At 64.1% G+C, this 16,084-nt stretch carries 20 protein-coding genes and 1 pseudogene; 4 read left to right on the forward strand and 17 right to left on the reverse strand.

All coding sequences use genetic code 11. The annotated features are described in order from the left end of the window. The first annotated feature begins 98 nt into the window (after positions 1 to 98). Positions 99 to 410: a hypothetical protein gene (locus ACVIN2_RS05670; protein WP_456764819.1), complete on the forward strand. Its 312-nt coding sequence runs from the start codon at positions 99 to 101 to the stop codon at positions 408 to 410. 12 nt (positions 411 to 422) lie between these two features. Here ACVIN2_RS05670 and ACVIN2_RS05675 read toward each other — a convergent pair whose 3' ends face one another. From ACVIN2_RS05675 to ACVIN2_RS05705, 7 genes are all read right to left on the reverse strand, one after another. Continuing rightward, positions 423 to 1,346 carry a DUF1932 domain-containing protein gene (locus tag ACVIN2_RS05675; protein ID WP_456764820.1) on the reverse strand — a complete coding sequence of 308 codons (924 nt, stop codon included), beginning with the start codon at positions 1,344 to 1,346 and terminating at the stop codon, positions 423 to 425. After that, complete coding sequence (locus tag ACVIN2_RS05680; RefSeq protein ID WP_456764821.1) at positions 1,346 to 2,215, reverse strand: hypothetical protein; 870 nt, start codon at positions 2,213 to 2,215, stop codon at positions 1,346 to 1,348. Before ACVIN2_RS05680 ends, ACVIN2_RS05675 begins: the two co-directional genes overlap by 1 nt. An 83-nt stretch (positions 2,216 to 2,298) precedes the next feature. Next, positions 2,299 to 2,982, reverse strand: coding sequence for a 4-carboxy-4-hydroxy-2-oxoadipate aldolase/oxaloacetate decarboxylase (locus ACVIN2_RS05685; RefSeq protein ID WP_456764822.1), 684 nt, complete (start codon positions 2,980 to 2,982; stop codon positions 2,299 to 2,301). Further along, positions 2,979 to 3,692: a PIG-L deacetylase family protein gene (locus ACVIN2_RS05690; protein ID WP_456764823.1), complete on the reverse strand. Its 714-nt coding sequence runs from the start codon at positions 3,690 to 3,692 to the stop codon at positions 2,979 to 2,981. Before ACVIN2_RS05690 ends, ACVIN2_RS05685 begins: the two co-directional genes overlap by 4 nt. A 39-nt stretch (positions 3,693 to 3,731) precedes the next feature. Beyond that, positions 3,732 to 5,033 (reverse strand): C4-dicarboxylate transporter DctA, encoded by a 1,302-nt coding sequence (gene dctA / locus ACVIN2_RS05695; protein WP_456764824.1) that lies wholly within the window; start codon positions 5,031 to 5,033, stop codon positions 3,732 to 3,734. After that, entirely contained in the window at positions 5,030 to 5,914 is an 885-nt protein-coding gene (locus ACVIN2_RS05700) for an amidohydrolase family protein (RefSeq protein WP_456764825.1), read from the reverse strand. Before ACVIN2_RS05700 ends, dctA begins: the two co-directional genes overlap by 4 nt. Positions 5,915 to 5,944: 30 nt before the next feature. Beyond that, complete coding sequence (locus tag ACVIN2_RS05705; RefSeq protein ID WP_456764826.1) at positions 5,945 to 6,652, reverse strand: TetR/AcrR family transcriptional regulator; 708 nt, start codon at positions 6,650 to 6,652, stop codon at positions 5,945 to 5,947. A gap of 116 nt (positions 6,653 to 6,768) precedes the next feature. On the opposite strand from ACVIN2_RS05705, the pseudogene ACVIN2_RS05710 reads away from it, so the two are divergent. Beyond that, positions 6,769 to 7,751, forward strand: a pseudogene (locus tag ACVIN2_RS05710) (tripartite tricarboxylate transporter substrate binding protein). Positions 7,752 to 7,829: 78 nt separating this feature from the next. On the opposite strand, the gene ACVIN2_RS05715 reads toward ACVIN2_RS05710, so the two are convergent. Beyond that, positions 7,830 to 8,978: a mechanosensitive ion channel family protein gene (locus ACVIN2_RS05715; RefSeq protein ID WP_456764827.1), complete on the reverse strand. Its 1,149-nt coding sequence runs from the start codon at positions 8,976 to 8,978 to the stop codon at positions 7,830 to 7,832. A gap of 125 nt (positions 8,979 to 9,103) precedes the next feature. Here ACVIN2_RS05715 and ACVIN2_RS05720 point away from each other — a divergent pair, with 125 nt between their 5' ends. Further along, positions 9,104 to 10,354 carry a DUF763 domain-containing protein gene (locus tag ACVIN2_RS05720; protein WP_456764828.1) on the forward strand — a complete coding sequence of 417 codons (1,251 nt, stop codon included), beginning with the start codon at positions 9,104 to 9,106 and terminating at the stop codon, positions 10,352 to 10,354. Between the two features lie 37 nt (positions 10,355 to 10,391). Here ACVIN2_RS05720 and ACVIN2_RS05725 read toward each other — a convergent pair whose 3' ends face one another. The 8 genes from ACVIN2_RS05725 to ACVIN2_RS05760 form a co-directional block, all read right to left on the reverse strand. Continuing rightward, a complete protein-coding gene (locus tag ACVIN2_RS05725) occupies positions 10,392 to 10,634 on the reverse strand; it encodes a hypothetical protein (protein ID WP_456764829.1) in 243 nt (80 codons plus the stop codon). 35 nt (positions 10,635 to 10,669) lie between these two features. Continuing rightward, positions 10,670 to 10,933, reverse strand: a complete 264-nt coding sequence (locus ACVIN2_RS05730) for a hypothetical protein (RefSeq protein WP_456764830.1) — start codon at positions 10,931 to 10,933, stop codon at positions 10,670 to 10,672. A gap of 15 nt (positions 10,934 to 10,948) precedes the next feature. Beyond that, positions 10,949 to 11,176 carry a hypothetical protein gene (locus ACVIN2_RS05735; RefSeq protein WP_456764831.1) on the reverse strand — a complete coding sequence of 76 codons (228 nt, stop codon included), beginning with the start codon at positions 11,174 to 11,176 and terminating at the stop codon, positions 10,949 to 10,951. A 3-nt stretch (positions 11,177 to 11,179) separates the two neighbouring features. Beyond that, positions 11,180 to 11,380 carry a hypothetical protein gene (locus tag ACVIN2_RS05740; protein ID WP_081747947.1) on the reverse strand — a complete coding sequence of 67 codons (201 nt, stop codon included), beginning with the start codon at positions 11,378 to 11,380 and terminating at the stop codon, positions 11,180 to 11,182. A gap of 9 nt (positions 11,381 to 11,389) precedes the next feature. Further along, a complete protein-coding gene (locus ACVIN2_RS05745) occupies positions 11,390 to 11,572 on the reverse strand; it encodes a hypothetical protein (protein ID WP_007592434.1) in 183 nt (60 codons plus the stop codon). 133 nt (positions 11,573 to 11,705) lie between these two features. Then, a complete protein-coding gene (locus ACVIN2_RS05750; RefSeq protein WP_456764832.1) occupies positions 11,706 to 12,959 on the reverse strand; it encodes a cytochrome P450 in 1,254 nt (417 codons plus the stop codon). Positions 12,960 to 13,048: 89 nt separating this feature from the next. Beyond that, positions 13,049 to 13,375 carry a hypothetical protein gene (locus tag ACVIN2_RS05755; protein WP_456764833.1) on the reverse strand — a complete coding sequence of 109 codons (327 nt, stop codon included), beginning with the start codon at positions 13,373 to 13,375 and terminating at the stop codon, positions 13,049 to 13,051. Positions 13,376 to 13,481: 106 nt separating this feature from the next. Beyond that, positions 13,482 to 14,255 carry a ferredoxin--NADP reductase gene (locus tag ACVIN2_RS05760; protein WP_456764834.1) on the reverse strand — a complete coding sequence of 258 codons (774 nt, stop codon included), beginning with the start codon at positions 14,253 to 14,255 and terminating at the stop codon, positions 13,482 to 13,484. Positions 14,256 to 14,411: 156 nt separating this feature from the next. Here ACVIN2_RS05760 and ACVIN2_RS05765 point away from each other — a divergent pair, with 156 nt between their 5' ends. Continuing rightward, positions 14,412 to 15,608, forward strand: a complete 1,197-nt coding sequence (locus ACVIN2_RS05765) for an amidohydrolase family protein (RefSeq protein WP_456764835.1) — start codon at positions 14,412 to 14,414, stop codon at positions 15,606 to 15,608. A 57-nt stretch (positions 15,609 to 15,665) separates the two neighbouring features. On the opposite strand, the gene ACVIN2_RS05770 is transcribed toward ACVIN2_RS05765, so the two are convergent. Beyond that, positions 15,666 to 16,052, reverse strand: a complete 387-nt coding sequence (locus ACVIN2_RS05770) for a hypothetical protein (protein WP_456769652.1) — start codon at positions 16,050 to 16,052, stop codon at positions 15,666 to 15,668. Positions 16,053 to 16,084 lie beyond the last annotated feature (32 nt).

The raw sequence follows: 16,084 nt of genomic DNA on the forward strand, positions 1-16,084 counted from the left end.
TCTTGCTGATTCTCGATAGCTGCGCGCATTGCAAGTCCCGCGGTGCCGGTCATAGTAGGACCGGCACTGATGTCTGCATTCAACGGGGAAGCATCGACATGTTCAGCGCATTCAGCGGCATCGACACTCACTCCATTCGAGCGAGAACGCCCAGCGAGGCCGCCGTGAAGCGGCTCGACGGCATCGGGCACGTCCTGTCGGACCTCGATCTGGCGGGCGTCCGGACACAGGATGACCTGACGCGCATGCTCCTGACGCTCGATACCGCCGACAAGTGCATTCGGTCGATCCGCGCGGAATTCCGGACCGAAGTCGCGAACGATCGGCTGGCCCGCAAGGCAGAAGACTTGATGGAGTTGATCGAACGCGCCCGCGACGAGCTCACTGGCTCTCGCACGGCAAAGTCCTGAGCAGGAGCCACCCTATTTCTCGCGATTGATCTTCGCCAGGATTCGGTCCGCCTCGGTGCGCCAATCAGCGCTTCGGGCGAACTCCTCGGTACCTTTCATTCCGAACAGGCCCTCATCGGCGAGGTCCGCCACCCAGGCCTGCCGCTCGGCGGTGCCCTGCGCGGACGACGGCGTCAGCCCCGCTTCACGCACGGTCTCGGCGACCTCGCGGACCTCCTCGGCGCGGCGGCGGCCATGCTCGATCACGCGCTGGAAGCAATAAGCGCCCTGCATCTCCCAATCGATCGTGGGAAAGGTTTCCGCCAGCGAAGCCAGCACCGCGTCCTCGACGCCATAGGCGCGCGCGGTGGTGAAGCTTTCGATCACCATGGCCTCCAGGCCCTTGATCATGATGCTGCGACACATCTTCACCGCCGAGGAAACACCGAGCTTGTCGCTCGCAACCTTTGCCGCAAAACCGATCGCGTTCAAGAGCGGCTCCAGCTCCCTGGCGTCGGGACCACCGAGCAGCAACGGCACCTTGATGCGATAAGGCGGCACCGACGTCATCACCGCGCCCTCGACATAACGTCCGGCGGCCCCATCGATCAGCGCGGCGGCACGCTGCTTGGCGCCGGGAGACGCCGAATTGAAATCCAGGAACCAGGTGCCTTGATTGATCGTGGCCGCGCAGGCCTTCGCCACCGGCACGGCCTGGCTCGCCGTGACCGCGGAGATGATGAAATCGGATTTGGCGGCCAGCTCGGTGTGCGAGGCTTCCAGCCCGACACCGAATTTCTCAGCATGCTCCTTCAGTGAAACGCCCTGCTCGCCCCCGAGCTTGATGTCATAGGCTGTGACCCTGATGTCCTGCTGGCGCAAATCCTCGGCCAGGATCCTGCCGACCTCGCCGTAACCGATCAGTCCGATCTGCCATCGCTTGGGATCGCCCGCCATCAGTTCAGTCCTCGTGTCGTCTCGTCGAACAGCTCCTCGACCGCATAACGGCGCGGGATCAGCGCCTGCTGAAACGCATAGTCGATGATCAGCTCCAGCGGCTTCCTGTTCGCCTCGATTCCGAACGGAACGAGATCGGGCGTCGCCGCAGGCCCCATCTGGGTCTTGTTCCGCTTGAGCAGATCATAGACGCCCGAAACCACGTCGGGACGCGATTTCGCCAGCTGCTCGGTCACGACCACGAGATGGTTGACCGGCACGACGCCGCGACGCGCGTACCATTCGGCGGCTTCCGCGGCCGGATCGGGGAATAGCGTCTTCAGCTTGGGATCGGTTGAGGTCTCGCCGAGGACGGCGTCGAGCTCGCCCTCGAGCAGCATCTGGAGGATCTTCTTGTCCTTCGGCACGCGCTCGGTGGTGTCGACATATTCGGCGACATGCGGATCCTCGAACGTGACCCAGCGGATGTTGTCGAGATTGACGCCGTAGTCGTTGGCGAGGATGCCCCTGATCCAGGCTCCGGTGGTGGTCGTGAAGGAGCGGATGCCGACGCGCTTGCCTTCGAGATCGGACGGCCCGAGGGTTCCGTGCGCGGGATTATAAAGCGCGTAGGAATGCTGGAAGCGGCCGAGCATGGCGGCAGGCAGCAGCACGAGCGGCTTGCCATGCGCCTTCGCCATCAGATAGGTCACGATCGCCATCTCGCAGACGTCGAAGGCCTGCTCGCGCACCATCGGCTTGAACGCGGTGTTGGTCGGCGTGTATGCGATGAAATCGAGATCGAACAGGTCGGAGCGGAGCTCACCGCTTTTCACCGCCTGGACATGGGGGTGACTGCCGAGCACGGTCTTCAGCTTGAGACGATCCATCGGTCCGCTCCGCTTCTCGAGAGCATGATCCGGAAAAGTGTGAAGCGGTTTTCCGAATAGATCATGCTCAGAAAATACTACGCTCACACATCCTCGGGATTGTCGACATAGACCAGCCCGGCCTTCGCCAAAGCCTCACGCATGCTGTACATGTCGAGGCCGAGCTCACCGGAGCCAAGCCGCGTGCGCTTGCCGGCTTCGTCCGCGTTGCGCTTCTTCGCCTTCTCGGCCACTTCGGCCGCGTAGCGCTTCGGCACCACTACGACGCCGTCGTCATCGGCCACGATGATGTCGCCGGGATCGACATTGACGCCGGCGCAGACCACGGGGACATTGACCGCGCCGAGCGTCGCTTTCACCGTCCCCTTGGCCGAGACCGCGCGCGACCACACCGGAAACTCCATCTCGTGCAGCGCCCTGACGTCGCGGCAGCCTGCATCGATGATCAGCCCCTGCACGCCGCGCGCCTGCAGCGAAGTTGCGAGCAGCTCGCCGAACATACCGTCGGTGTTGTCGGTGGTACAGCCGACGACGAGGATGTCGCCCTTTCTGCACTGCTCGACCGCGACATGGATCATCCAGTTGTCGCCCGGCTGCGCCAGCACGGTGACGGCGGGACCGGCAATCGCCGCGCCCGGCCAGACCGGCCGCAGATACGGCTTCATGAGGCCGATGCGGCCATAGGCCTCGTGCACGGTCGAGACGCCGTATTCCGCCATGGCGGCGGGATCGGCTCGCTCAATGTTGCGAACGACGACCGGCCTCATGCCAGCTCCTCCGCAACCGTCGGGAATAGGCGCTGATAAGCCTCGCCATACGTCATCGGCACGCCGGTGTTGCGACTGCCCTGGATGCCGCGATTGAGCGCGACGCGCTCGTAATAGCCCCACAGATGCTTCTGCGCGGCGAGGATCTGGAATGCCTCGTACTTCTCCTTCCAGACCTCGTCGATCTTGAGGAGCAGGTCCGGCTTGTAATTGCACTGCTCGGGCTGGTGTGGCTCGAACAGGAACACCGGCGGCGCCGAATATTTGTACTGCGCGCCGGGCTTGTGGCCCATGGCCTGCGCGACCACGCGGGCTTCCTGCGCGAAATGCGCCGCGTTCGGATGGTCGAAATTATAGGGATCCTCCAGCGCGTGCGTCAGCACGAAGCTCGGATTGAGCTCGCGGTAGATGTCGACCATGCGGTCGAAATGCGCTTCCGTCAGCTTCAGCGGATAGTCGCCGCAATCGAAGAACTCGATCTCGGCGCCGAGCAGTTTTGCCGCACGCTCCGCCTCATCCTTGCGGCCGGCCTTGACTGACTCCAGCGTCGCGCCCTTCTCCTTCCAGGCGAACTGACTCTCGCCGCGCTCGCCGTAGGACAAGCAGACGATCTTCATGCGATAGCCCTTCTTCGCATGCAGCGCGATGGCGCCGCCGGCGCGCCAGACGAAATCGCCCGGATGGGCCGTGATCACGAGACCTGTTTTCATGGGACAAACTTCCCTCTTTCGTTCGTCAACGTCATCGGTTCATCGAGCCGCGACAGCGGATTCCTCGCCGTCGAGCACGCGCTTCAGGCGGTCGGCATCAAGCGCGCCTTCCCATTTGGCAATCGCGATGGTCGCGACCGCGTTCCCGATCAGATTGGTCGGCGTCAGCCCCTGCGACATCAGACGGTGGATGCCGAGCACGAGCGCCACGCTCGTCACCGGAATGCTGCCGGTGGCGGACAGCGTTGCCGCTAGCACGACGAAGGCGGCGCCCGCGATGCCCGCCGCGCCCTTGGAGGTCACGAGCAGGATCAAGAGGAGCTCGATCTGCTCGGCGAGCCCGAGCGGCGTGTTGGTCGCCTGCGCCAGGAATACCGAGGCGGCGGCAAGGTAGAGGCAGGTGCCGTCGAGATTGAAGGAATAGCCGGTCGGGATCACCAGCCCAACGACGCTGCGCTCGCAGCCGGCCTGCTCCAGCTTGGTCAGCATGCGCGGCAGCACCGTCTCGGACGATGTCGTGGCAATGCAGATCAGCAACTCTTCCCAGATGTAGCGGATCAGCTTGAGCAGCGAGAAGCCGCACAGCCGCGCGACCGGGCCGAGCGCCACGATGATAAAGATCACGCAGGTGAGATAAAAGCCGCCCAGCAGCTTGCCAAGCGAGGCCAGCGAGCCGACGCCGAACTTACCGACCGTGAAGGCGATGGCGCCGAAGGCGCCGATCGGCGCCGCCCACATCACGAATCCGACGACGGTGAATACCATCTTGGCGGCGATGTCGATGAGATTGACCAGCGGCGCGGCGCGCTCGCCGAGCTGCACCAGCGCAAATCCGCACAGGACGGCGATGAAGAGCACCTGGAGGATGTTGCCCTCGGCAAAGGCGCCGACGAACGTCGCGGGCACGATGTTCATCAGGAACGGCACGAACCCGATCACACCGGTCTGCTTGACATAGGGCTCGATCGCACTGGCATTGATGCTGGCGGGATCGATGTTCATGCCGACGCCGGGCTTGAGCACGTTCACCGCGATGAGGCCGATGATCAGCGCGATCGTAGTCATGATCTCGAAATAGACGATTGCCTTGACGGCGACGCGCCCCACCCGCGCCATGTCGGCCATATGCGCGATGCCATGGACGACGGTGCAGAAGATGATCGGCGCGATTAGCATCCGGATCGCCTTGATGAAGGCGTCGCCAAGCGGCTGCATCCTGGCGCCCGCCTCGGGATTGACGATCCCAAGCGCGATGCCGGCCGCCATGGCGATGAGTACCTGGATCCAGAGCTCCTTCCACCAGGCGCGGCCGCGTGGCTTGTCGATCGCCAGCGCCGTCATTGATCGAACTCGAACAGGCGCGCCGGATTATCGACGAGGATCTTCTGCTGATACTCCGGCTCCGGCGCGAACAGCGGGATCAGGTCGACGAGATCGCCGTCGTTCGGCATCGCCTTGACGTTGGGATGCGGCCAATCGGTGCCCCAAATGACCCGGTCGGGCGCAGTCTCGACGATCTTTCGCGCGAACGGAACGGCGTCGATAAACGGTGGTCCGGCCGAAGACACCCGCTCCGAGCCGCAGATCTTGACCCAGCATTTCTCGTCACGCTGCATCAGCTCGATCAGGATCTTGAACGGCAATTGATCGAGCCCCTCGGACGCCTTCACCCGCCCCATATGGTCGATCGTGTAGCTCAGCGGCAGCCTTGTCAGCGTGTCGGCATATTCGGGCAGGTCGATCGCGTCGAAATGCAGGTCGATGTGCCAGCCGAGCGGCGCGACCATCGCGACGATGCGGTCGAACACCCGCTTCTCGGGAACGCCGCCGAGATGGCGAACGAAATTGAAGCGGCAGCCGCGGAAGCCGCCCTCGTGCAGTACGCGAAGCCCGCGCTCCGTGATGGTGTCGTCGATATTGGCGACCGCACGATAAGCGCCGTTACTCTGCGCGATGGCGTCCAACGCCAGCGTGTTGTCGGTGCCGTGAACACTGGCATTGACGATGACGGCGCGCTCAACGCCGAGCTTGGCATGCAGCACGCGGAAATCGGCGAGCGGCGCATCCGGCGGCGTGTAGGCACGGTCCGGCGCGTAGGGGTATTTCGCGCCGGGCCCGAAGATGTGGCAATGCGCATCGCAAGCCAGCTTCGGCAGCTTGAACTTCGGCGTGCGCGTGTCCGGATCGGGCGGCGGGATGGTCGGTGTGTACATCATTGCCATCAGATAAAACCGCCGAACGAGACCGAGTGTTCAAGTCTTGCTGCTGACGACCGGTCGTCGCCGTGCTGGCGCCTGATCCAGCGCCGGCGCCTGGAACGCGGCCACGGTGGCTTGCACCAATTGCTCGATGGCGCTTGCGGCATCGCTGCCGTCGGCCTCGCCGCGCGACAGGCGCGAGACGCGATCCGGCGTCACCAGCGAATAATAGAGCGCGCCAAGCAGGAAGTGGCTGCGCCAGACGATGTCGGTGCGGGGAACGTGCGGCAGGCTGTCGTGGATCGCATCGATGAAGGCATGGCTGGTGTCGTCAAAAGTCTGCGCGATGATTTTCCGCGCAACCTCATTGCCCTCCGCAGACATCACGGCGCGCAGCCGCGTGAACCGCGCCCCGCCCCCGGCAAGATCACTGCCCGAGGTGAAGGCCGGCACGACATAGGCCCGCACCACCGCTTCGAGCCGGTCCTGGAGATCACGCACGCGCTTGGCGGCCGCGAGCAGCTCGGAACGGCGCAAATTCATTGGCCCGCAATGGCGCCGGTAGATTTCCAGCAGCAGGCCGTCCTTGGTCTTGAAATGATAGGTGACGCTGCCGGGATTGGCGCCGGCGGCCTGTGCAATATCGCGCACCGACACGGCGTTGAAGCCGTTGGTGGCGAACAGCTCCTCGGCCGCGGCGAGGATAGCCTCGCGCATGTTCGGCTTGCGGGCCGTTTCCTTGCTGGCGGGGTTGCGCGTCATGTGATTTGTACTATCGTACAAAAGATCAGGTCTCGTCAACAAGAACCATGGGCGGCGTCCGGACGGCTCGAAAGAGCGACGGTTCGCGCGCAGACGCCCGCAAGGAGTGCTGGAAAATGCTGGATTTGAACAAGAAGATCGGCGGCTTGATGCTGGGTGCCGGTCTGCTGCTGGGAGGCGGCGCCGCGCAGGCCGCCGACAGCTACCCGAGCAAGCCGGTTCACATCCTGGTGCCCTACGCTGCCGGCGGCGCGGTCGACGTGCTCGCGCGCACGCTCGGACAGGCATTGGCGAAAAACTGGGGCCAGCAGCCGGTGATCGACAACCGCCCCGGCGCCGGCGGCATCGTCGCCTCGCAGGCACTGACGCAGGCCGCGCCTGACGGCTACACGCTGATCCTGGTCGCGAGCGGCCATCCCCTCAACCAGTTCATCTATCCGAGCGTGCCCTACGACACCTTCAAGGATTTTACCGCGATCACCGAAGTCGCCTCCTCGCCGCTAGCGATCGTCGTCGCCAAGGACAGCCCCTACAAGACGCTCGGCGATCTTCTCGCTGCGGCGAAGAAGGACCCTGACAAGCTCTCCTACGGCATGTCCGGCAACGGCACCTCGGCGCATCTCGCCGGTGAGCTGTTGAAATACATGTCCGGCACCAAGATCGTCGCGATCCCCTACAAGGGCGGCGCGCCCGCGCTGACCGCTGTGATCGCCGGCGACATCCCGCTCAGCATCAATCCACTTGCGGAAGCCATCAGCCAGATCGAAGGCGGCCCTGTGCGCGCGCGCTCGCGGTGACCTCGGCCGAACGCTCCAAGGCGCTACCCAATGTTCCGACCGTCGCCGAGTCGGGCGTGCCGGGTTACGACGTCTCCGTCTGGTGGGGCGTTCTTGGCCCGGCAAGAATGCCGCCGGAGATCGTGGCGAAGCTCGAAACCGATCTGAAGGCGGCGCTGCAGGACCCGAACGTACTGTCGACACTCGGCAAGATCGGCGCGGCCCCCGTCGGTTCTTCGTCGAGGGAATTCGACGCCTACATGCATGCCGAGGCGACCAAATGGGAGCCGGTGCTGAAGGCTGCGGACATCCGCGCGCAGTGAGGTGCTTCACATGAGAACCGGCGCGCTGGACACGATCCAGCCAGGCCGGCTTGCGCGGCGCCACGAAGGCGATGTAGGTCAATTGCGTGCGCTCGCCCGCATCTTCTCCGGCGACGCGGCACGCCGCACGAAATCGGCGTCATCGTCGCCTCCTCCCGACGGGATCAGGATCGCGCGCTCGCGCGGTAGCGCTTCCGGCATCTCGTCGCGGATGAAGGCGATGAGCTTCTCTCTCATCTCGCAGCGCAAATCCCAGGACTGCGGCGCATTCCTGGCGCTGACGAGGGCGCGGAGCTCGATGGTGCGAGCATCCGCGTCAACGACCTGGAGATTAACCACCTCGCCATCCCAGAGCTTGGACTCCTTCACCGCCTCCTCCAACCAGCGCCGGATCCGCGGCACGTCGGCGCGGTAATCGACATGGAACGCAATCACGCCGATCAGGGACGCGGTGTCGCGGGTCCAGTTCTGGAACGGCTTTTCGATGAAATAGGACAGCGGCACCACCATGCGGCGCCAGTCCCACAGCCGGATCACCACATAGGTCGAGGCGATGTCCTCGACCCAGCCCCACTCGTTCTCGATGATGACGGCATCCTCGATGCGGATCGGCTGGGTGATCGCGATCTGCATGCCCGCGATCAGATTGCTCAGCAGCGGCCGGGCGGCAAGACCAACGATGATACCCGCGGCACCGGCGGAGGCGAACAGGCTGATGCCATATTGCCTGACCGAGTCGAACGTCATCAGCGCGGTCGACACCGTGATGATGACAATGATGATATCGGTGACGCGCTTGAAGACGCGGACTTGTGTGACGTGCTTGCGCGCGACAAAATTCTCGGTGACGTCGCGAAAGTTCAGGAGATACCGTGCCGCGCTCATATCGACGATCCGGATCGAGATCCAGCCGATCAGCGCGATGAAGGCGACGACGAACAGGCGCGTCAGCGGCGTGCGGAAGGCATCGTCCAGCGGCGCGAGCGGCAGCACCAAGGCTACGGCGGCAAGACTGAGGGCCAACTGAGCAGGGCCAGCCGTGCGCGCGATGAACACGCTCACGAGCGGGAGACGGGTTCCGAAGGCGCGGTTGAACAGCCAAACCGAGAGGCGATAGATCGACAGGGCCATCAGAATAGCGCCAGCGACCAGGCAGAGGCCGACGAACCACGACGGTATCCACCCGAACATCCTATCGATGTCGGCCAAAAGGGTCTGCCGATTCATTAAAGTCCCCGCATTTGCATTCGCTTGCCGCTCAACGCATTGCAGCGTGGTTCGCTCCCCCGCTCTGTGCAATGCAGCATCCCTCTGGTGCAATCATCGGCAAACTGCGCTATTCGTAGCCAATCATGACTCGACGGACCGGCAGCGCCGATCTTCCCCTTCATACCGGCCGGGTTCCACCCTGGCTCGCAACCCGCATGTCTTCGCTGGGCGCGATCGTCACGCAGGCGATCGTGCATCATTACGGGCGCGATGCATTCCTCCAGCGGCTCTCGCACCCATTCTGGTTCCAGTCATTCGGGGCTGTGATGGGGATGGACTGGCACTCCTCGGGCATCACGACCTCCGTGATAGGCGCGTTGAAGCGGGGGTTAGGCCCGCTCCAGGATGAGCTCGGAATTTACGTCTGCGGCGGGCGTGGCCAGCACTCGCGCAAGACCCCGGACGAACTGATGCAGCTCGGCGACCGCGTCGGCTTCGACGGCGCAAAGCTCACGCGTGCGAGTCGCCTCGTGGCCAAGGTTGACAGCGCCGCGGTCCAGGACGGCTTTGACCTTTACCTCCACGGCTTCTTCGTCACCTCCGACGCCAAATGGACTGTGGTGCAGCAGGGCATGAACGGCGACAAGCGACAGGCCCGCCGCTATCACTGGCATTCCGAGGCGCTGAAGAGTTTTGTCGATACCCCGCACAGCGCGATCGACGGGCCGCTGCAAGGCGAGATCGTCAATCTCACCGACCATCGCGCCGGTCTCTCGCGGAGCGCGCAGCTCGAACTGCTGAGCGATCTCGGCCCGGATCGCATCCTTTCCGAATTCGAGCGGCTGACCGGGACTGCGCCAGAGCCCGCGCAGGGAATGCTGCCGCACCTGATCATGCCCGCGCATCACGACGTCCGGCCGAAGGATGTGTTCGCGCGGCGCCTGCACGGCACACTCGCAGCCGCCGCCGAGCGCGGCCCGGTCGACTTTCCGGAGCTGCTGCTGACGCCCGGCGTTGGCGCGCGTACCGTCCGCTCGCTGGCGATGGTCGCCGAAGTGGTGCACGGCGCGCCCTACCGCTTCAACGATCCCGCCCGCTTCTCGCTCGCCCACGGCGGCAAGGACCGGCATCCCTACCCTGTTCCAATCAAGGTCTATGACGAAACCATTCGCGTGCTGAAAGGGGCGATTCAGAACGCAAAGCTCGGACGCGAGGAAGAGATGCAAGCCGTCAAGCGCCTCGACGACCAGGCGCGGCGGCTGGAGCGCACCGCGCACGGGCCATCTGTCGATGCGTTCATCGCCGGTGAGCGTGCGGCCTCACCCGATCTCGACGGCCGCTCAGTGTTCGGCTGGGAACGCCACCTGGCATCGACAAAAAAGCGGACCGGCTGAACACCGGTCCGCGAGTTGGTCGGGAGGAACGCCTCTGTCAGGTCTCGTCGGTGCCCGGCTCCTCGTCGAGCCGGTTGGCCGAGTGGTCCTGATATTGGTCGGTCTGGATCGACTTGCCGTCCATGCCGCGAATGTCCAAATGCTGCTTCTTGTCGCGGTTGGACAGGACCATGTTGTCGCCGATCTTGTCCTTGGGCACGTCCGTCATGGCGCCGGTGCCGTCGCCCTTGCCGTGCATGCCCGATCTGAAATGCGTCTTGCTGCCATGACCACCTGGCATCTTTTTCTCCTCTTGCTTTGATCGCCCGCTGAAGCTCAGTGCTTCTGCTGTGCCGGCGTCGGTTTTGGGGGCTTGTGTCCGCTTTGGCCGGAATCGTTGTGCTTGTTGTGGTCGCTTTCCTGGTTGAGGCCGCCCCGGCTCACCGGAAATTCACTCTGCCGCGCCTCGGGTCGCGCGCGATGGACGGCCGTGTCCTCCGGATTGTGGCCGATCGCCCGGTCGAGCTCTCGCGCGTCTGGAACATCCGGCTTGCGCTCGAGGATGCGAACCTGTTGCTCGTGGGTCTTCTTGCCTTGCATGCTCGTCCTCCGGAGCTATTGGTCTCGTCGGCGCGCGCCGCTGCGCGCGACGTCCTTGTCGATGCCGCCAGCGGCGTTCACGTCGTTCTCGACATCGCCTTCGATCGTGTTCTCGCCCAGGGCGTCCTCGAGGTCGTCAGGCGAGATACCGGCCATCGTTGCGCCCTTCGATCCGCCGATCATGGGATTTTCGCGCAGATCCTTTTCGGTCGGTGCGTAGAGTTTGGGTTGCTTATTGGTCATGTCTCACCTGCCTCCGCCCTTTCCGGCCTCGTCGTGTCTGTGGCGTGAATCGTGCTCGCCACCTCCGCCGGAGACGCGGCTGTGGTTGCGCTGCGGGTCGTCCGCCGGTGGCTTCTTCACTTCGAGCGGTGCCTTCGCATTCTCATGCGATGCGCCAGGTCCGCCCTGACGGATGCTGTTCGGTGTCTTGGTGGATGTCGACATATCACCTCCTCAGCGATCTTGCTGATAGCCTTGGTTGGTGGTGTTCTGCTTGATGTTGCCCTGCTGCCCTTGCTGGTCTGGATTTTGCGCACGCTGCTGGCCGTGCGGGGCAGTCGAGGACACTTGCTTGCTGTCGCCGGTTCCCTTCGGGCTTTGGTTCTCGGCGGGAACAGGTGGCATCTTGCCGGTCATGATGCTGTCTCCTGTTGTTGACACGACATCGACCGGAGGAACTCATCCGGCTTTCGATGTCGCAAAAACAACTAGAGCAACGGCATGCCGTTCCTACCGACGAGTCCAGAGAAATTCCGCAAGCGTGTAAGTCTCAGCAGGCCGCCGGCTGGGAACGAACCATCATCGATCCAGCTGCTCCGTGGCCGTCGGGCACAACGGGAAGGTTCGCGATCGCACGCATGCCCGGTCGCTTGCGCCAGTGGATCTGAGACACGTCCACAGCAAAGCCAAGTTTCGGCCATCGCACAAACAGCGCTTGCAAGGCACACGCTGCCTCGATCCGGGCAAGTTGATGACCGAGGCAGAAATGGATTCCCGTTCCGAAGGACATGTGACGGTTCGGCTTGCGCGCGAGATCGAGGCTGTCGGGACGCTCATGCGCCGCCGGGTCCATGTTCGCCGCGGCGAGCATCACCATGACGCGATCGCCCTTCTTGAGACGCACGCCTGCGAGCTCGATATCCCGCCGCACATTGCGCGGCTTGGAGAACTGCACCGGCGACACGAAGCGCAGGAATTCCTCCACCGCAAGCCCGACGCGCCTCCAGTCCTGTGCCAGCCAGTCGCGGACGCCAGGATTTCTGAGGAGCTCGTAGACGGAACCGCTGATGAGATGCGTGGTGGTCTCGGAGCCCGCCGCGAGCAGCAGGAACACCATCGACACCATTTCGTCCGGCGTGATCTGGCCGCCCTCGCGTTCGACCTGGACCAGCTCCGCGATCAGGCCCTCGCCGCCCCGCACGCGCGCCATCTGCAACTGCCGTTCGAGGTAGGCTCGCATCTTGCGAAACGCGAACAGCATGCGGAAGATGCTGACGACGTTCGTAAGCGAGGACATCGTATTGGCCCAGGCGATGAAGCGAGGGCGATCGGCCAACGGCAACCTAAGCAGCTCGGAGATCACCGCGAGCGGCAGGATGCGGGCATAGCGCTGGACGAGATCGGCCGGGCTTCCTGCCGCGAATAGCTCGTCGGCGAGACCGTCCGCGATGGCGCGGATACGCGGCTCCATCGCGACGATCGCGCGGCGGCGGAAGGCCTCGTCCACGATGCTGCGCAGCCTTGTATGGTCCGGCTCGTCCATCGTCAGCATGTTGTTGGCGATGGTTCTGACGTAGTTCGGCATCCACCAGCGCAGACCTGCGACGTCGCCATCCTCCTTGCGCAGCGTGAAATTGGTGCCGTCCTTCAGGACCTGCGCCGCATCGTGGGTCGTGGTGATCCAGACATCGCCGACGATAGGAAATCGGATCGCGACCACAGGACCGGACATGCGCAACGTTGCGATCGCCTTGGGCGGATCGCGAAAGAAGGCCTCGCTGGTGAAATCGAGGCGTGGTGCCATGTGATCACCGAGTGGCTGGTGGCGCCTCAACCAGATGGTGCGCACGCGACGGCCCGCAAGGGCCGGAAGCGGCGCGATGAGCTGAGTGCCTACCCCCGCCCGGGCGAACGCGGGCCGATCTTGCGCTGCTGCTGATTGGTGTAGGCGTCCCAATTGCTCCAGCTGCCGTTGCTGAGGCTTCGCAGGTCGGTGGTGAGCGGACGGCGCGTGCGCTTGTCGTGATCGGCGATGGCGCGCTCGGATTGCACGATCTTGCGCTTGAGTTCCCCGACCGCCTTCTGGGTCTGGCCGTTCCGCTTCGAAGACGCGATCTCGCCCATCGTGAAGCGCGCGGTCTCAAGCGCCTTCAACTCGGCGCGGTTCTTCTTCAACTGAACCCGATGCCAGGCGATGTTGCTGTCGCTGTCCGCAACCATGTGGGAACTCCGCTGATTCGTTCCCACAGTGTATCGCGTGCCGAATCGGCGCCGCAACGGGCGCCCGGCGGCGAAAATACGGTCTTATTGCGCGGGAGTTCCGGGCCTAGCGCTCGGCGAAGGCCTTTTCGACCACGAATTGGGCCGGCTCGCCGTGATTGCCCTCGGCAAGCCCCCGCTCGCCGAGGAGCACGCGGGTGTCCGTCACCAGCGCCGGGCTGCCGCAGATCATGACGCGGTCGTGGGCGGCTTCCAGCGCCGGCAGGCCGATATCGGAAAACAGCTTGCCCGAGGTGACGAGGTCGGTGATGCGGCCGCGATTGCGGAAGGGATCGCGCGTCACGGTCGGATAATAGATCAACTGGTTGCGGATGTACTCGCCGATCAGCTCGTCCTTGGGCAGCGTCTCGGTGATCATCTCGCCATAGGCGAGCTCCTTCACGTGCCGGCAACCGTGCAGCAGCACCACCTTCTCGAACCGCTCGTAGGTTTCGGGGTCCTTGATCACGCTCAGGAAGGGCGCAAGGCCCGTACCTGTGCCGATGAGGTAGAGGTTCCGGCCGTCCTCCAGATTGTCGATCACCAGCGTGCCGGTGGCCTTGCGGCTGACGATGATCTCGTCGCCTTCCTTCAGATGCTGGAGCCGGGAGGTGAGCGGGCCGTCGGGCACCTTGATCGAGAAGAACTCCAGCGTGTCCTCGTAATTGGCGCTGGCGACGCTGTAGGCCCGCAACAGCGGCTTCTCGCCGACCTTGAGCCCGATCATGGTGAATTCGCCGTTGCGGAAGCGGAAGGTCGGGCTGCGGGTGGTCTTGAAGGAGAACAGCGTGTCGGTCCAGTGGTGGACGCTCAAAACGGCTTCCTGATTGAAATTGCTCATCTCACCCTTCCGTGGCGCGTCGTGGCGGTTCTCAAGGCGGCAGCTATGCGTCGTTTGTACACGATCATTTGTATACTAATGAATAATCCGGCTTGATCCCGCGGTCAAGGCTGCCCAAGATCGGAAGCGTTGCAGTTAAGGATAAGGACCCATTCCATGGCGCATGACGCACCCCAGGCCACCGGACCCTCGAAGCTCGTGATCCGCAATATCGGCCTGATCCTGTCCGGCGCGCTGGAAAAGCCGATCCTGGACGGCGACACCATCGTCGCCGAGAACGGCAAGATCACCGCGATCGGCCGCTTCAAGGACCTCAACACCGAAGGCGCGACCACCATCGTCGAGGCCAACGGCACCACGGTGGCGCCCGGCCTGATCGACAGCCATGTTCACCCAGTTGCGGGCGACTGGACGCCGCGCCAGAACCAGATCGGCTGGATCGACAGCAATTTGCATGGCGGCGTCACCACGATGGTTTCCGCAGGCGAGGTGCACATGCCCGGCCGCCCGCGCGACGTCGTCGGGTTGAAGGCGATGGCCATCTTCGCCCAGCGCGCATTCTGGAATCTGCGGCCTGGCGGCGTGAAGGTTCACGCCGGCGCGCCTGTGATCGAGTGCGAGATGGTGGAGGAGGACTTCAAGGAGTTGGCCGCAGCCGGCGTCAAGCTACTCGGCGAAGTGGGCCTGGGCGGCGTCAAGGACGGCCCCACAGCGCGAAAAATGGTCGGCTGGGCCCGCAAATACGGCATCCAGAGCACGATCCACACCGGCGGTCCCTCGATCCCCGGCTCCGGATTGATCGACAAGGACGTGGTGCTGGAGGCCGACACCGACGTGGTTGGCCACATCAATGGCGGCCACACCGCGCTTCCAGACGATCAGATCCGCTGCATCTGCGAGGGCTGCAAGCGCGGCCTCGAGCTGGTGCACAATGGCAATGAGCGCTCGGCGCTGTTCACGTTGCGCATCGCGCGCGAGATGGGCGATCTGCACCGCGTCATCCTCGGCACCGACGCGCCGGCCGGCTCCGGCGTGCAGCCGCTCGGCATTCTCCGCATGGTGTCGATGCTGTCCTCGCTTGGCGACCTGCCGGCCGAGGTCGCGTTTTGCCTGGCCACCGGCAATACGGCGCGGATGCGCGAATTGGATTGCGGCCTGATCGAAGTCGGCCGTTCCGCCGATTTCGTCATCATGGACAAGGCGCAGCACTCGGCCGGCAAGAACATCCTGGACAGCGTCCAGCTCGGCGACCTCCCCGGCATCGGCATGACCATCATTGACGGTATCGTGCGCACGCAGCGCAGCCGCAACACCCCGCCGGCCGGCCGGGTGCCGGAGGTGGTGGCGAAGTGAGGCAGCCGGAGCGGCTCGCCGCTCGGCGCGGTCCCTCGGGAAAAGCTGATCACCCAATCAACGGCGCTTAGCGATTTCACAACGCACGTAGGTCTGGCGCTTGCCTTGTCCGACCGGGCTGTTGTCCATCACCAGCTTGCCATCAGCGGCAATGGAAACCCGGGGATTGGAGCGATACTTCTCGCCCTCGCCTTCGCAGGCGAGCTTCATTTTCCAGCTGAGCTTCCCGTCGGCGGTGATCTCGCTGGCGCGGCACCTGGTCTCGTACCAATAGAGACGGTTGCCGCCCTCTATGCTCATGCGGTTGGCGCTGTCCTGGTCGCGGCAATCCTTTTTGGTCGACGCCCAGAACCCCTCATAGGCTTGCGCCGCGAGGGCTGGAGCACACTGGCCCGCCAGCACCGCGCTCATACTCAGAACCGTCGCAAACCGCGTCGCTCTCATACCGAAAAACCTCGACAAGACCTTCATCGAGG

The organism is Bradyrhizobium sp. USDA 3650 (assembly GCF_054057395.1).

Bases quoted from the DNA above. Each gene is read 5' to 3' on its own strand.
- ACVIN2_RS05670 (WP_456764819.1), top strand. From the start codon at position 99: ATGTTCAGCGCATTCAGCGGCATCGACACTCACTCCATTCGAGCGAGA.
- ACVIN2_RS05675 (WP_456764820.1), bottom strand. From the start codon at position 1,346: ATGGCGGGCGATCCCAAGCGATGGCAGATCGGACTGATCGGTTACGGC.
- ACVIN2_RS05680 (WP_456764821.1), bottom strand. From the start codon at position 2,215: ATGGATCGTCTCAAGCTGAAGACCGTGCTCGGCAGTCACCCCCATGTC.
- ACVIN2_RS05685 (WP_456764822.1), bottom strand. From the start codon at position 2,982: ATGAGGCCGGTCGTCGTTCGCAACATTGAGCGAGCCGATCCCGCCGCC.
- ACVIN2_RS05690 (WP_456764823.1), bottom strand. From the start codon at position 3,692: ATGAAAACAGGTCTCGTGATCACGGCCCATCCGGGCGATTTCGTCTGG.
- dctA (WP_456764824.1), bottom strand. From the start codon at position 5,033: ATGACGGCGCTGGCGATCGACAAGCCACGCGGCCGCGCCTGGTGGAAG.
- ACVIN2_RS05700 (WP_456764825.1), bottom strand. From the start codon at position 5,914: ATGGCAATGATGTACACACCGACCATCCCGCCGCCCGATCCGGACACG.
- ACVIN2_RS05705 (WP_456764826.1), bottom strand. From the start codon at position 6,652: ATGACGCGCAACCCCGCCAGCAAGGAAACGGCCCGCAAGCCGAACATG.
- ACVIN2_RS05715 (WP_456764827.1), bottom strand. From the start codon at position 8,978: ATGAATCGGCAGACCCTTTTGGCCGACATCGATAGGATGTTCGGGTGG.
- ACVIN2_RS05720 (WP_456764828.1), top strand. From the start codon at position 9,104: ATGACTCGACGGACCGGCAGCGCCGATCTTCCCCTTCATACCGGCCGG.
- ACVIN2_RS05725 (WP_456764829.1), bottom strand. From the start codon at position 10,634: ATGCCAGGTGGTCATGGCAGCAAGACGCATTTCAGATCGGGCATGCAC.
- ACVIN2_RS05730 (WP_456764830.1), bottom strand. From the start codon at position 10,933: ATGCAAGGCAAGAAGACCCACGAGCAACAGGTTCGCATCCTCGAGCGC.
- ACVIN2_RS05735 (WP_456764831.1), bottom strand. From the start codon at position 11,176: ATGACCAATAAGCAACCCAAACTCTACGCACCGACCGAAAAGGATCTG.
- ACVIN2_RS05740 (WP_081747947.1), bottom strand. From the start codon at position 11,380: ATGTCGACATCCACCAAGACACCGAACAGCATCCGTCAGGGCGGACCT.
- ACVIN2_RS05745 (WP_007592434.1), bottom strand. From the start codon at position 11,572: ATGACCGGCAAGATGCCACCTGTTCCCGCCGAGAACCAAAGCCCGAAG.
- ACVIN2_RS05750 (WP_456764832.1), bottom strand. From the start codon at position 12,959: ATGGCACCACGCCTCGATTTCACCAGCGAGGCCTTCTTTCGCGATCCG.
- ACVIN2_RS05755 (WP_456764833.1), bottom strand. From the start codon at position 13,375: ATGGTTGCGGACAGCGACAGCAACATCGCCTGGCATCGGGTTCAGTTG.
- ACVIN2_RS05760 (WP_456764834.1), bottom strand. From the start codon at position 14,255: ATGAGCAATTTCAATCAGGAAGCCGTTTTGAGCGTCCACCACTGGACC.
- ACVIN2_RS05765 (WP_456764835.1), top strand. From the start codon at position 14,412: ATGGCGCATGACGCACCCCAGGCCACCGGACCCTCGAAGCTCGTGATC.
- ACVIN2_RS05770 (WP_456769652.1), bottom strand. From the start codon at position 16,052: ATGAGAGCGACGCGGTTTGCGACGGTTCTGAGTATGAGCGCGGTGCTG.